This window comes from Kaistia defluvii, assembly GCF_040548815.1.
Taxonomy (GTDB): Bacteria; Pseudomonadota; Alphaproteobacteria; order Rhizobiales; family Kaistiaceae; genus Kaistia; species Kaistia defluvii_A.
This window is the reverse complement of record NZ_JBEPSM010000001.1, coordinates 1,068,018-1,081,348: the sequence shown is the minus strand read 5'-3', so window position 1 is coordinate 1,081,348 and position 13,331 is coordinate 1,068,018. Positions and strand designations below refer to the sequence as shown.

The 13,331-nt window shown below is 62.4% G+C and carries 13 protein-coding genes and 1 tRNA gene; 7 read left to right on the top strand and 7 right to left on the bottom strand.

The features are described from left to right. Positions 1–102 precede the first annotated feature (102 nt). Entirely contained in the window at positions 103–2,238 is a 2,136-nt protein-coding gene (locus ABIE08_RS05105; RefSeq protein ID WP_354549220.1) for a histidine kinase dimerization/phosphoacceptor domain -containing protein, read from the top strand. A 121-nt stretch (positions 2,239–2,359) separates the two neighbouring features. On the opposite strand, the gene ABIE08_RS05100 is transcribed toward ABIE08_RS05105, so the two are convergent. After that, complete coding sequence (locus tag ABIE08_RS05100; protein WP_354549218.1) at positions 2,360–2,683, bottom strand: hypothetical protein; 324 nt, start codon at positions 2,681–2,683, stop codon at positions 2,360–2,362. 376 nt (positions 2,684–3,059) lie between these two features. Beyond that, positions 3,060–3,323 carry a BrnA antitoxin family protein gene (locus ABIE08_RS05095; protein WP_354549217.1) on the bottom strand — a complete coding sequence of 88 codons (264 nt, stop codon included), beginning with the start codon at positions 3,321–3,323 and terminating at the stop codon, positions 3,060–3,062. Between the two features lie 146 nt (positions 3,324–3,469). Here ABIE08_RS05095 and ABIE08_RS05090 point away from each other — a divergent pair, with 146 nt between their 5' ends. Beyond that, positions 3,470–4,762 carry an NRAMP family divalent metal transporter gene (locus tag ABIE08_RS05090; protein ID WP_436409501.1) on the top strand — a complete coding sequence of 431 codons (1,293 nt, stop codon included), beginning with the start codon at positions 3,470–3,472 and terminating at the stop codon, positions 4,760–4,762. Positions 4,763–4,873: 111 nt separating this feature from the next. Here ABIE08_RS05090 and arr read toward each other — a convergent pair whose 3' ends face one another. Then, positions 4,874–5,290 (bottom strand): NAD(+)--rifampin ADP-ribosyltransferase, encoded by a 417-nt coding sequence (gene arr, locus ABIE08_RS05085; RefSeq protein WP_354549213.1) that lies wholly within the window; start codon positions 5,288–5,290, stop codon positions 4,874–4,876. A 363-nt stretch (positions 5,291–5,653) separates the two neighbouring features. Further along, positions 5,654–6,553 (bottom strand): LysR substrate-binding domain-containing protein, encoded by a 900-nt coding sequence (locus ABIE08_RS05080; protein WP_354549211.1) that lies wholly within the window; start codon positions 6,551–6,553, stop codon positions 5,654–5,656. A gap of 169 nt (positions 6,554–6,722) precedes the next feature. Here ABIE08_RS05080 and ABIE08_RS05075 point away from each other — a divergent pair, with 169 nt between their 5' ends. From ABIE08_RS05075 to ABIE08_RS05065, 3 genes are read left to right on the top strand one after another with little or no spacing between them, the layout of a single operon-like run. Continuing rightward, entirely contained in the window at positions 6,723–7,268 is a 546-nt protein-coding gene (locus tag ABIE08_RS05075; protein ID WP_354549209.1) for a sugar ABC transporter, read from the top strand. 5 nt (positions 7,269–7,273) lie between these two features. After that, positions 7,274–7,600, top strand: coding sequence for a hypothetical protein (locus ABIE08_RS05070; RefSeq protein ID WP_354549207.1), 327 nt, complete (start codon positions 7,274–7,276; stop codon positions 7,598–7,600). Positions 7,601–7,620: 20 nt separating this feature from the next. Continuing rightward, the gene (locus ABIE08_RS05065) at positions 7,621–8,460 is read left to right on the top strand and encodes an MBL fold metallo-hydrolase (protein WP_354549206.1); all 840 of its coding nucleotides are present in this window, start codon (positions 7,621–7,623) and stop codon (positions 8,458–8,460) included. A gap of 385 nt (positions 8,461–8,845) precedes the next feature. Here ABIE08_RS05065 and ABIE08_RS05060 read toward each other — a convergent pair whose 3' ends face one another. Both ABIE08_RS05060 and ABIE08_RS05055 read right to left on the bottom strand, forming a co-directional pair. Then, complete coding sequence (locus ABIE08_RS05060) at positions 8,846–10,015, bottom strand: MFS transporter (RefSeq protein WP_354549204.1); 1,170 nt, start codon at positions 10,013–10,015, stop codon at positions 8,846–8,848. Further along, the gene (locus ABIE08_RS05055) at positions 10,012–10,350 is read right to left on the bottom strand and encodes an antibiotic biosynthesis monooxygenase (RefSeq protein ID WP_354549202.1); all 339 of its coding nucleotides are present in this window, start codon (positions 10,348–10,350) and stop codon (positions 10,012–10,014) included. Before ABIE08_RS05055 ends, ABIE08_RS05060 begins: the two co-directional genes overlap by 4 nt. A 108-nt stretch (positions 10,351–10,458) precedes the next feature. Between ABIE08_RS05055 and ABIE08_RS05050 the strand changes: the two genes are divergently transcribed. Further along, positions 10,459–11,346, top strand: a complete 888-nt coding sequence (locus tag ABIE08_RS05050) for a LysR family transcriptional regulator (RefSeq protein ID WP_354549200.1) — start codon at positions 10,459–10,461, stop codon at positions 11,344–11,346. A gap of 145 nt (positions 11,347–11,491) precedes the next feature. Here ABIE08_RS05050 and ABIE08_RS05045 read toward each other — a convergent pair. Continuing rightward, positions 11,492–11,581 (bottom strand) — tRNA-Ser (locus ABIE08_RS05045). 314 nt (positions 11,582–11,895) lie between these two features. Here ABIE08_RS05045 and ABIE08_RS23600 point away from each other — a divergent pair. After that, the gene (locus ABIE08_RS23600; RefSeq protein ID WP_436409500.1) at positions 11,896–13,260 is read left to right on the top strand and encodes a septal ring lytic transglycosylase RlpA family protein; all 1,365 of its coding nucleotides are present in this window, start codon (positions 11,896–11,898) and stop codon (positions 13,258–13,260) included. The last annotated feature ends 71 nt before the right edge of the window (positions 13,261–13,331 follow it).

Here is a 13,331-nt window from a genome sequence, read left to right as displayed (position 1 = left end):
GAATAGAGCACTGCAGTCAATTTCGTCTCATTTGAACTTCTCTTCGCCATTTTCGTTGGTGAATAGAGTTTCAAAATCTGCAAGCACAGGACCTTACGGGATTTGACTATCGAAATCGTCAGTTGCGACGCGGAACCGATTCATATTCCGGGTTCAATTCAGCCTCAGGGCTTCATGTTGATCGCGGATGTTTCCTCGAAATTGATCGTGGGCTACGCAGGGCGAAAGGACTACCGCGTCGACAGCCGTGTCGTCGGCCTTTCCCTGGATGCAGTTATCGATTTCGGCGCCAACGTCTCGCCCGACATGTTTCCCTCCGCTGGCGCCAAGGTCATCGGCGACGTTTCTTTCGCGGGAACAACGATGGATGCCGTCGCCTTTCGCACCGGCGACCATCTCGTCGTCGAAGTGACCGACAAGGGTTCCCGTCCCAGCCTGGACGCGTGGTTCCTCGCGGAGCTGCAGGTCGTAGGTGGCACGTTCGAGCGGTCCTCGTCGCTCAACGAGTTGTGCCAGCAGGCAGCCAAGGCATTTCAGGGCCTCACCGGCTACAGTCGCGTGATGGTGTACCGCTTCATCGATGACGAGGCGGGGGTCGTGGTCGGCGAGAGCCTCTCCGGTGACGTCTCGAGCTTCATGAATCACCACTTTCCCGCCTCGGACATACCGCGCCAGGCGAGGGCCCTTTACGTTCGCAATCCGGTGCGCGTCATTGCCGATGTGAATTATACCCCCGTCCCGATCGTCGGGATCGACCCGGGGCTCGCCATGATCGACCTCAGCGACTCCACGCTGCGCAGCGTCTCGCCGATCCATATCCAGTACCTCAAGAACATGGGGGTCGCGGCCTCTGCCTCGATGTCCATCGTCATGGACGGCGTGCTGTGGGGGCTGGTCGCCTGTCACCACAACGAGCCCCGGTCGTTGACCCTCACGACCCGACTGGCCTGCCAGGCGCTGGCGGCGAGCCTTTCGCGACAGATCAAGGCTCGCGAGGAGAATGAGCTGTATCGAGAGCGGATCCGTCTGCGCTCGCAGGAAGATGTTATTCTCGCTGAGCTTGGAAGCGACGATGCCCTGTCGGACTTCCTGAATCGATCCGGCGGACAGCTGGCGAAGCTGCTGCAGGCTGATGGCTTTGCCGCGCTTTGCGGCACCAGCCTGTTCGTGCATGGCGAATGCCCAGCTGCGATCGACGTGGAAGGCGTGGCCAAGGTAGCGCTCAGCCGGGGTGTTCCTGGTCCATGGGTCACTAATGAACTGAGCCGGGAACTCCCCGCCGCCAGCAATCATCGTGACATGGCGAGCGGACTTCTGGCCTCTGTCGTGTCCGCAGAGGAACCCATCGTGCTGATGTGGTTCCGCGCCGAGCAGCTTCAGACCGTGAAATGGGCCGGCAATCCGCATGAGAATGTAAAGCTGGCGCCCGGGGCCACTTTGATGCCCCGCGCCTCGTTCGAGGCTTGGGCGGAAAGCGTGCACGGGCGCTCGCGCGAATGGAGTCTTGCGGAGGTGGAGTCCTGCACCCGCCTGGTCCGCCACTTGCTCGACAACCGCAACAACCAGCGCCTTCGACGCCTGAACCGCGAACTGACGGTGACGCTACGCGAGAATGAAACCCTGCTGTCGCAGAAGGACTTTCTGCTGCAGGAGGTCAATCATAGGGTGCAGAATAGCCTGTCCCTGGTGTCGAGCTTTCTTCGAATGCAGCGTCGTGGCGCCAGCGCGGACGTGAAGACGCAGCTCGAGGAGGCGGAGCGCCGGCTCACCGCGGTAAGCCTCGTCTATCGACGGCTATACCAGGCCGACAGCATCTCGATCATCGATCTTTCTCGCTATCTGGGTGAGCTTTGCACCGAGATCCTGACGGCGATGGACAAGAATTGGGCCAGTCACATCACCCTGGACTTCGCGCCTGTGCTCGTCACCACCGATCGGGCCATCAGCATCGGCCTGATCGTCAATGAGCTTATGACCAATGCCACCAAATATGCCTATGGCGGGGCGCCGGGGCCGCTGACGGTCGCCATCGAACAACACCGCGACACCTTGCGCATCGTCGTTTCTGACCATGGTGAGGGCAAGAGCGAGGTTACGAAAGGCACGGGCTTCGGATCGCGTATGTTGGGGGCTCTCATCGACCAGTTGCGCGGCCAAATCAGCTATGTGGACAATGCGCCCGGTCTCCGCGCGATTGTATCGATGCCGATCCACGCGCCCGCCAAAAACAAACCTTGAATCGAAAGGCTTAGACCTTCGATCTGAGTGTAAGCCGTTCGGCGCGCTCGTTTCGGTCAAATACAAAACGACGAAGCCCCGCCAGAGGCAGGGCTTCGCAACTAACTTCGTCGAACGCGAATTACTGGATCGACGTGCAGAACGTCTTCACTGCAGCCGAGTAACGCAGCGGCTCTGCCGTCACGTTCTGATTGCAGGTGTTCTTGGCAGCCTGCAGCTGTTCCGGGGTCAGATTGGCAGCGCCCATCGTGATGTCATAGCCGAAGACATCCTCGTCCTTGATCTGGACCTGGGAATCGGTGCCGCTCGTCGTGCCGCCCGGATTGGAACTGGCGGCCGGCGCCGTCGGGGTGGTCGGTGCACTCGGTGCATCCTGAGCGAATGCCGGCGACGCAAAGAGAATAGCCACCGCACTGGCGGCGAGAATATGCTTGAAGCTGTTCATTTTTTCCTCCGGTTCAATATCGGCGCAGAATATCGCGTGGATAATCCTGCCGGGTTGAGCTGCCTATCAGCGGGATTGCTCTGTTAGACATATCGAATGAACAACTTCACTCTGGGAATTTGGTTCCAGACGTTGTCACCGCATTTGTCTGCAGATTTTCCTCGGCGTCAGCTCGGCGGGGGAGGAGGTGCCCAGCCTGGAGGATCCTGCGCGCAGGCCGGGTGGCGCGTTCGCGTCGGCGGCGCCCGGCGCGTGGTCAGGATCAATGCTTGCGGGGCGGGGTGCACAAAGCACCGCCTGTGACAGTCCTTGGCGCGTATGAGCGCCTGCGGCGTTCGACCTGAGATATTCGAGGCGATAGCCGGTGCGGCTAGGATCAGGACTCGCTGTCGTTCGCTCCCGCGCCCAACCCATCGGCCATGGCAGCCGCGCGCAGAGCGTCGTTCATTCGATCTTGCCAGCCGGGACCTTCAGCCTGGAAATGCTCGAGCACGTCGCGATCGATCCGGAGCGAGACCTGTTCCCGCACATTCGGGAGCGCGTTCGTCTTGATATCCGGTGCGCTCGGCTTCTTCTTGGCGAACACCGCCTCCGCGGCGGCGAAGGGGTCCTGGGGGCGGCGGGGCCGGTCTTGGGACATCGTCTTGTTCCTTGGTTTCACTCCGCCGTCGGCAAGGCGCGAGATGCGATGCGACGGCGCGAATACGGCTATGTCGGACGTCCGCGCGACAGTCTATGAAGAGGGCGGCGCAGCCACAAGGCCAAAGGCCAGCCCGGAGAAGTCGGATGACGCAGGCCAGGCACCCAGATGAACCGCTCCCTGGCCAAGCCGGCAAGGGCCCGGAACGCGTCTTGCGCTCGCTGGGCCCGGGATTGGTCACGGGAGCGGCCGACGACGACCCGAGCGGGATCGCCACCTACAGCCAGGTTGGCGCGCAGTTCGGCTTCGGCCTTGCCTGGACGATGCTGTTCAGCTTCCCGCTCATGGCCGTCATCCAGGCGATCAGCGCCAGGATTGGCTGCGTGACGGGTGTCGGCATTGCCCAGAATCTGCGTCGCCACTATTCACCCTGGCTGCTGCGCGGCGTGGTTCTGCTTCTCGTCATCGCCAATGTCATCAATCTCGGCGCCGATATCGGCGCCATGGCCGCGGCATTGGGTTTGCTGATCGGCGGCCCGGAGCGGCTTTACGCGGTGCTGTTCGGCGTAGCGTGCATCCTGCTCGAAACCTTCCTCAGCTACGCCCGCTATGCCGCGATCCTGAAATGGGCGACGCTGTCTCTGTTCACCTATGTCGCGGTGGTCTTTGCGGTGCATGTCCCGTGGGACCAGGCGCTTTACGGCACGCTGGTTCCGCATCTGACCTTCAAGGCCGATCAGGCCATGGCCGTGGTCGCCGTGCTCGGCACGACGATCAGCCCCTATCTCTTCTTCTGGCAGGCCGGGCAGGAGGTCGAGGAACTGCATCGGCGCCACGTCAAGCCGCTCTGCATTGCGCCACGCGAAGCCGGGCCGGAGCTTGCCCGCATTCGCACCGATACGCTGGTCGGCATGGGCATCTCCAACGCCATCGCGCTGTGCATCATCTTCGCCACGGCGGCGACGCTGCACGCCAACGGCGTGACCGAGATCCAGACTTCGTCGCAAGCGGCCGAGGCGCTGCGCCCCATCGCCGGCGTATTCACCTTCGCGATCTTCGCCTTAGGGATCGTGGCGACGGGCATGCTGGCCGTGCCGGTGCTGGCGGGATCCGCGGCCTATGGCGTCTCCGAGCTCTTCGGCTGGCGCGAGGGGCTGGACCGGCGCCTCCGGGAGGCCAAGGCCTTCTACGCGACCATCGCCGTGGCGACGCTGGGCGGCGTCGCGCTGAACTTCACTTCGATCGATCCGATAAAGGCGCTTTACTGGAGCGCGGTGGTGAACGGCCTGCTGGCTGCGCCCTTGATGGCCGTGATGATGATCATCGCGATGAACCCGCGCATCATGGGAAGGCTCACCTTGCCGAGGCCGATGTTCCTCGTCGGCTGGCTCGCCACCTTCGTCATGGCCCTCGCGTCGATCGCGTTTCTCGTCTGGTGATCTTTCCTGGCGGGCTTACCCGCCTGCATCTTCCCGGCCCCCGAGATCACAAGATGTCGCCGAACGAAAGCAGTCTAGGACGGCCACCTGACAGGGTAGGGACAACCCTGTTCAGTCGATGATCTCGCCGGATCCTTCAGCCTTCAGGCGGGCTAGGCCGTCTCTCATCTGCTGCAACCGCTCGGCCGAATGGCCCTGCCACTTGGTCACTTCGCCAATCACCCGCAGCGGATCACGGGACCGATAGGAGAGGGTCGGATTGCCGGGAAACTTCTTGTCGGTGAGGTTGGGGTCATCCATGACCGGCCCGGTCGGCTCGACGACGTAGATGCGTTCCGCCCCGTCGCCGACAGCGAGTTCGGCGCCCCAGATCGCCGCGTCCAGCGTCCCGGCGAAGTACACCCAGGACAGACGCTCGCCGTCTGCGAAGTTGGACTGGTACCCGACGACAATATGGTCGCCCGGGCTCAGGTCGGCCCGGGTGCCGTGGAAGAACGACTGGGCGAACATGCTGGCAGAAGCAGGCATGGGTCTGACGGCTCCATTCCGCGTGAAAGGACAAGCCCTCCAGTTGGCAACAGAACGCCTCACGGATGCAACCCCGGGATCTGGCTGGGAAGATAGTCTACGGAACGGGAGTCGAAGCGTCGGCGCGCATCGCTACCGGTCTCGCCTGGAGAGCCCGCGTGGCAATCTGTGGCGGGTGTATATCGTCCGATGGGATAGTGGACAGGGGCGGGAATTGCGCAATGGCGGGCCAAGAGCGACCAAGAAGAGAACTATGTGTTCGCTAAGCCCTATGATGCACGGATGCGACGAAGACTTCACGATATGGGCAGAGGGATTTGTGTCCTAATCTGTCCGCCTGCGGGCCTTGGGCTGCGGTTGACCTCAAGGCGTTGGATTTGAAGATCGCGCTTCCTTCAGCAACCAATTTGCAAAAAGCTGTATCGGACCCTCACTCAGTCGGATCGGCTCCGGCAGGATGAGGCAGAAGGTCTTGGAGATCGACTCCCCATCAGGCCAAGGCGCGACCAGTTGCCCCTCCGCCAACTCGGTTTCGATATAGAGGCGCGGCACCAGCGCGACGCCGAGACCGGCCAACGCGGCTTCGATTTGCATGGAGTGAAGATCGTAACGGGCACCAACCGCAGGATGGGTCAGCACGATCCCGGTTTCTTCCGCATAGCGTTGCCAGGCGTCCGGGTTCTGGCGGCGATGGAGCCGCGGCAGCGCATCGAGGGCTGCCGCAGGGTCTCGGTCCCTGATCAGCGCCGGATGGCAGACCGGAACTAGCACCTCATGCAGCAAGCGGTGTGTCCGCATTCCCGTCCAGGCAGGATGCTCAAAATGGATGGCGGCGTCGAAGCCGCTGCCGGTGAGAACGAATGGCTCCATCCGTTCCGCAAGATGCAGGGTGATATGCGGATGCCGCTCCTGGAACGGCTTCAGACGCGGGATGAGCCAACGCGTGGCGAACGTCGGCAGGATTGCGATGTCGAGGCTCGCGCCGTCGCTCGGCTGCCCCATAAGATATTGACTGTCACGCTCCAGCCGGTCGAGTGTCTCGCGCACCTGAACCGCATAGCGCGCTCCATTCGGCAAAAGCCGCACGCGATTGCCGATCCGCTCGAACAGCGTGACGCCGAGGAAGGCTTCCAGCCGGCCTATCTGGCGGCTGATCGCCCCTTCGGTCAGGGCCAGTTCGTCGGCCGCGCGGGCGAAGCTGCCATGACGCGCCGATGCCTCGAACGCCATGAGTGCGGAATTGCTGGGAATCTTGCGGCGCATTGACGGTTCCTGACAGGATGGTTCGGCATTCGATTTGCCGCCACCTTGATATTAGATCACTGAAGCATGACCCCTTGTCGATATATAGGCACGGGTTTGCAGTCTATCGTGAGAAGATATCAACGATAGACAAGACTGGAAGGACACTCTTCCGGTCGAAGGTGGCGCGATGATCTATACGGTGGAATGCAGCTTTGCCGATCCCGGCAGCGAAGCGGAATGGAACGACTTTTACAGCCTGGACAAGCTGCCAGCCCTCATTTCGGTGAGCGGCTTCCATACCTCGCAGCGTTTCAAGGCGCTGAGCGGTGGCTGCCCGGTCTATCTCGCCCTTCATTCGATAGATGGCCTCGACATACTAACGGGCGAGGAATACCGCCATAAGGGCGGCGGCAATTTCGCGCGCTGGCAACAGCACATCACCGACTGGCACCGGAACCTCTATGGCGGGATCGACCGCGCGCCGGCCATTGGTGAGGGCGAATATCTGGCGTTGAGCGCAACAGGCCCCGAACCTCTGATCGGGTTTGGTCTCACCCCTTATGCGATGCAGGCGGTCGCTATGGAGAAGTTCCCGGAACACCGCTGGCTCGCCAAGGTCGGCCGCGGCAATGTGCCTGACATCGAACATCTTCCGGAGGGCGTCCATGTCTATGCGCCGATGACGGCGCAGTTGACGAATGACGTTGACGCCGCTGTCGGGAAAGCGCGGTAGTACCGATGCCGAATGTCACGATATACATTCCGGCGGACAAGATGCCGCCGGACGAAGCTCTGGCTGACCTCACGGAGCAATGCACCGAACTCTGCACCGGCGTTCTCCGGGCCGCATTGGCGAACGTGCATATCGTCTATGTCGCTGTCCGGCACGGCCGGGGACACCCCGCCTTTGCAGAAATCCAATATCGCCTTGAGCCCTTTCGGACGCCGCCGGTCATGGAGCGGTTCATGGAGGGGCTGGACAACGCCATAAGGCGCAATACCGGCCTCACCGCGCGCATTCGCTGCTTTGGCTATGAAACGTCGAGCATCCACGCGCGAAATTGAGCGGATGCCTGGAGAAACCGATGTCTAATCTTACATCTCCCACACAACAGTTCGGTGACTTAACAATCACCGCCGTCAGCGATGGCTATCTCCACGCCAGTTTCGATTTCCTCGCGAATATCGACCCGGCCGATGCCACCCGTTTGCAGGAAATTGCGGGGATAACGGATCATACCTCGATCCATATCAACTGCTACCTTGTGCGCGGAGGCGGTCACACCGTCCTGATCGATGCCGGAGGGGGTGGTTTCAAGCAGTGGGGCGGCCGACTGAAAACCAATCTGCTGCTTGCCGGCATCCAGCCTTGCGAGATCGACGCGATCCTGCTGACGCACGCCCATCCCGATCATGTCGGCGGGCTGATGGACGCTTCAGGAGCAGCCGTCTTCCCGAACGCCGAGCTTGTCGCCCACCATCGGGAAGTCGCGTTCTGGCAGGATGACGGCAAGCTGAGCCGCGCGCCCGAGCGCGCCCGCGGCAACTTCCTCGTGGCGCGTCAGGTGTTCGATGGATATCGCGACCGGCTGCGCACCTTTGAGGGCGGCGAGGTGCTGCCCGGTGTCACGGCGATGCCGCTTCCGGGCCACACAGCCGGACACACCGGCTACCGGTTCGATTCAGGTGACAAGAGCCTGCTGGTCTGGGGCGATATCGTTCATTTCCCGCAAATTCAGGTTCCGCGCCCTGACGTGTCGATCGCATTCGACCAGGATGCGCATCTCGCCGCCGAAACACGAACGAAGCTGCTGGACTGCGCCGCCGCCGAGCAGCTGCTGATCGCCGGCATGCATCTCGGGGAACCCGGCTTCGCAGGCATCAAACGGGCGGGCGACACCTATGCTCTCGCATATGAGAAGTGAACATGACACCAAGCGCGCTCATATCACGAACGGGAGGCGTTCCTTGCCAGTCTGGGCCCAATCCCAACGGGAGCATAGGAAATTCCTCGATCGTCGCAGGCAGTTCATCTGAATAATCTACAGTGGGGGACGAGCACATCCCAACTTGATTTAGTGGTCGAGGGCGGCCGCTTCTTTCAGGGGGGCAAATCGCAGCCAAATTTGCTTTTGAAGTTCCCGCGGCAATCGGCGACGACTGAGTAGCCATCATTCAGACCGTCGCGCCACAGCGTGCAACGGTGGAGGCTGGCGGGCCGCCCCGACGACGATGAGCACGGCGTCTACGCTATAGCCCTCTAACGCCGCATGATACGATAGTCCGGACCAAGCCTTGCGCCGCGCTTTGTCACATCATGCGTTTTGCGCCAGCGCGGCGCCCCATGCACAGCGATGATCCGGTAGCGCCGACAAGCAGGGCGATGCCTGCCCACGACAACGCACCTGCTCCTGCGGTTTCGAGGATGACGCCGCCCATGACGGCTCCGCCAAAAATGGCGATGTTCCATGCCGTGACGATCATCGCCTGGGCCGCGTCGGCTGCAGGACCGGCAGCACGCGCAGATGCGGTCTGAAAGAGCGTCGCTGACCCGCCAAAAGCCAGTCCCCAGAGAAGTGCGGCCCCGTAGATCGCCACGGGTGCTTCGGTCGTCACCACAAGTATCAAGACCGCCACAAGAAACAGGCCGATGCCGGTGAAGGTCAATGGTTGCAGCCATTTGTCGATCAACACGCCCGTCAGACCGATACTGACAAGTGCGGCCCCCCCGAAAACCAGAAGGACACTGTCGATCTGGCCCGTCATGCGATGGCTGATCAGAAGTGGCGCGATGTAGGTGTAGAGGAGGTTATGGGCCAGGACGAAACAGAGCGTCACCGCCAGCACCGGGCGTACACCCGGAACCATAAAGACCTGGGCTAAGGAAGGGCGTTGCGTTTCAGGCTCGCCGGCGAAATCCGGCACCTTCGCGATGATCCACCCAGCGAGCAGCAACGCGATCACGCTGAGCAATCCGAAGGTCAGTCGCCAACCGGCGAGGTTGCCGATAAATGTGCCGGCCGGGATGCCGATGGAGAGCGCTAACGGCGTCCCCGCCATCGCAATGGCCATGGCCCTGCCAGCGAGGCTGGGCGGCGCCATGCGAACAGCATAGCCGGCCAGCAACGCCCACAGCAGGCCGGCCGATACGCCGCCGACGAAACGTGCCGCCATCGCGACGATAAAACTCGTCGTCAGGGCCGTAATCAGATTGGCGATAGCGAAACCGATGATGGCGCCGAGCAAGAGCGGTCGCCTTCGCCAGCTTCGCGTTGCTGCCGTCAGCGGGATCGCTGCGAGCAGCGATCCCAGCGCGTAGATACTGATCCATTGTCCCGCCATGGCCTCGCTTACCCCCAGCGATCCCCCGATCTGCGGAAGCAGACCAGCCGGGAGGGCCTCTGTCAGGATGGTGACGAAACCGGCGACCGCCAGTGCGCATAGCCCCGCTACCGGCAGCCGTTCGCCCTGCGTCGTCACGCTGAGGCCTTCGGCAGCACCAGGTCGCCAACGGTGTAGGTGTGAAACTCGCTCGACGAGACGGTGTCCAACTCGCGGAATTTTTGGAGGAATACCGGATCGGAAAAGAAAATCTCGACGTCGCCGGGGTCGGAGATCGCCTCGATATTCACGACCGTCAACCCATCCGAACTCTTGGCAAGGTTGCTCCACAAAAAGCCAGGCTTCCGCTCGGCGACATAGTGGACGACATCCTGGATTAACCGAAACGCCTCCTCCTGTTTACCGGGGTGAACGTGAATGACATTGACGATGAAAGTCGTTGGGGCGGGCTGGATCGTGAAGGCGGGGATCATATGCGTCTCCTTGGTTTCGGACGGCCAAGGGATAGCGGACGGCTTGTTGCGGAAAAACAGGCCGCCGTTCCGATGACTACGGAATGAAATTCCCGTAGAGATCAAGGCATGGACAAACTCACGGCGTTCGAAGCCTTCGTGCAATCGGCTGAAACCGGCAGCTTCGTGGCGGCTGGCCGCAAGCTCGGACTTTCCGCTTCTGCGGTTGGCAAAGCGGTGGTCCGACTGGAACAACGGCTGGATGTGCGCCTGTTTCATCGCAACACCCGCAACATGACGCTCACCGAAGAGGGGCGGCTGTTCCTCGAACGCTGCCGCCGCATCTTCGAAGAGGTCGAGACAGCGGAAGCCGAGCTTGCCCGATCCAATCGGACGCCGAGAGGGAGGCTGCGGGTCAGTCTGCCGCTGGTCGGCATGCTGCTGACACCGGTGATGGCCAAGTTCATGCAGGCTTGGCCGGAGGTGCAGCTAGACCTGGACTTCAGCGATCGGTTGGTGGACGTGGTGGAGGAAGGGTTCGATGCCGTCATTCGCACCGGGCAACCATCGGACAGCCGGTTGATGAGCCGCAATGTCGGAAGGTTCAAACTCAAGATCGTCGCCTCACCCGACTATCTGGTAAGGTGTGGCGTGCCGGAAACCCCTGACGATCTGGTGCAGCACCAGTGTCTTCACCAACGGTCGCCCAGTACCGGCAAGATTCGGCCCTGGCCGCTTGCTCGCGGGGAACGGCAGGCGAAGATTGTCCTGCCCGAACGGATGAGCGCGACGGCGGTCGATCCTCTGATCGAGTTGGCGATCGAGGGGCTGGGCATTGCCTGCCTGCCGCCCTTTGCGATCCGTGGCGAGATCGCTGACGGCCGTCTCGTGTCGATTTTGGATGGGTGGGTGGAGGGGATCGATCAGTTCAACGTGCTCTGGCCGGCCAGCCGCCAGATCACGCCCAAACTGAGGGCGTTCGTCGACTTCATGGCCGAGCATCTGCAGCCGCAATAGGCATCGCATAGCGCGCCGGTTCGCCTCGTTTCGGCTGTCATGGTGGCGGGCGGAGCGGCGGCGGCTGAAAGCGCGGTGCGGAAATCGGCGGCGTGTTCGTAGCTATCGCGCAGAACATCGCGCTATAGCGGGCAATCGGCGAGGGTGGCGGACGGGGTGGGATTCGAACCCACGGAGGGCTTGCACCCTCGGCGGTTTTCAAGACCGCTGCCTTAAACCACTCGGCCACCCGTCCGGGTCCATCCGGGATCAATGCTGAACCCGGCTTGCGAATGCAAGCGCAACCTTCGATCCAGATGTGGATGACCCGTCCCGCGTCCGAAATTGGGAACGATTGATTAACGCTCCCGCCAAGTCCTTGGAGTTCCGCGCAATTGACGCAATTCGGCCACGTTTGATTAACCAGCCGGAAAGGCCAAACCGGCTGAATGCGATCTCATGTCAGGACCGGGGCGCGCGTGGCGGCATTCCCCCTTCCTGGCCCGAAAGGCGTCGGCACCGGTCGATCCAATCGACAAATGCAACGGTTGCTGCTATCGGATAGGCGAGATGGGGATTTCAAAAAAACGAGTTCTGGGCCTGTTCGGCTCGGAAGCGCCGCAGGGCAGGGTGATGCTGAAAGCCGCGACCGCCGTCGCCGCTGCCGCGCTCCTCGCTTCCTGCGCCACGGCCCCGTCCAAGCCGGCCAAGCGCAGCAAGGAATATTTCTCCGAAAAGGAATATGGCGTCAAAGCCAGCCCGCGCGTGGTCCAGTACGGCCAGCCGGTGCCGCAGGGCGGCGGACGCTACATGGTCGGCAAGCCCTATACGGTGAAGGGCCGCGTCTACAAGCCGTTCGAGCACAAGCGCTATACAGCGGTCGGCTACGCTTCCTGGTATGGCTCGGCCTTCCATGGCCGCTACACCGCGAATGGCGAAGTCTATGACATGGACGGCTTTTCGGCAGCGCACCCGACCATGCCGCTGCCCAGCTATGCCCGCGTCACCAACTTGCGCAACGGCCGCTCGATCATGGTCCGCGTCAACGATCGCGGCCCCTATGCCAGCGATCGCGTGATGGATCTTTCCTCGCGCACGGCCGAAGTGCTCGACATGAAGCATCACGGCACGGCCAAGGTTAAGGTCGAATATATCGGCCCGGCCCGGATGGAAGGCCACGACCAGCGCATGCTGCTGGCTTCCTATAAGGGCCCGGGCAGCAGCGTTTCCGGCGATACCATGCTGGCCATGGCGCCGACTCCGGCGCTTCGCGCCCCGAGCGCCAATCCGGCCGTCGTCATGGCGGCCCTGGTGCCCGTGCCGCGGGCGCGTCCTGATTTCTACGAGGGCGGCGCCGCCTTCGATCCGGCCGTTGCCTATAATGAGGGGCAGCCGACCCGCCGGGTCGTCGCGGAAGCGGCGCCCGACGCCAATGCGGGAACCAATTACGGCGAGCGTTCGCTGGGCTCGTATACGGTCAACAGCCCCGTCGGCTTTTCGGACGCGGAAGCGATCCCGGCGTCAATCACGTCGGACGAGTATGCTCCGCCGGTGCGGCGCTCGGCGCGTTCTTCCTATGCGGCCGATATGCCGATCTCGCCGGCGCAGCGCGCCGTCTCCGACTTGGCCGCCGGCGCAGCCGGAAAGGACAAGCTGCAGTCGGCGCTCGATGCCGCCGTGGAGCGGGTCGCTTCCGAACGCAGCGCCGATGTTCCGGTGATCCAGCTCGGCGTGTTCTCGAACCTCGCCAATGCGCAGGCCGTGGCCGGTCGTTTCACCGAACTCGGCCGCGTGACGGCAACGCCGATCACGGTCGGCGGCAAGAACCTGCAATCGGTGCGCCTGGTCCTCGCCGATCGCTCGGTGAGCGGCGAGGATGCCGTTCGCTCGGTGCAGGCCGCCGGATTGCCGGGTGCCTATCTGGTCACCCGCTGACCACGATCTTCATTGATCGGGGCGCATCGAGCCTGTTAACCAGAAGAGGGCGGCCGCTGGCCGCTCCCGCT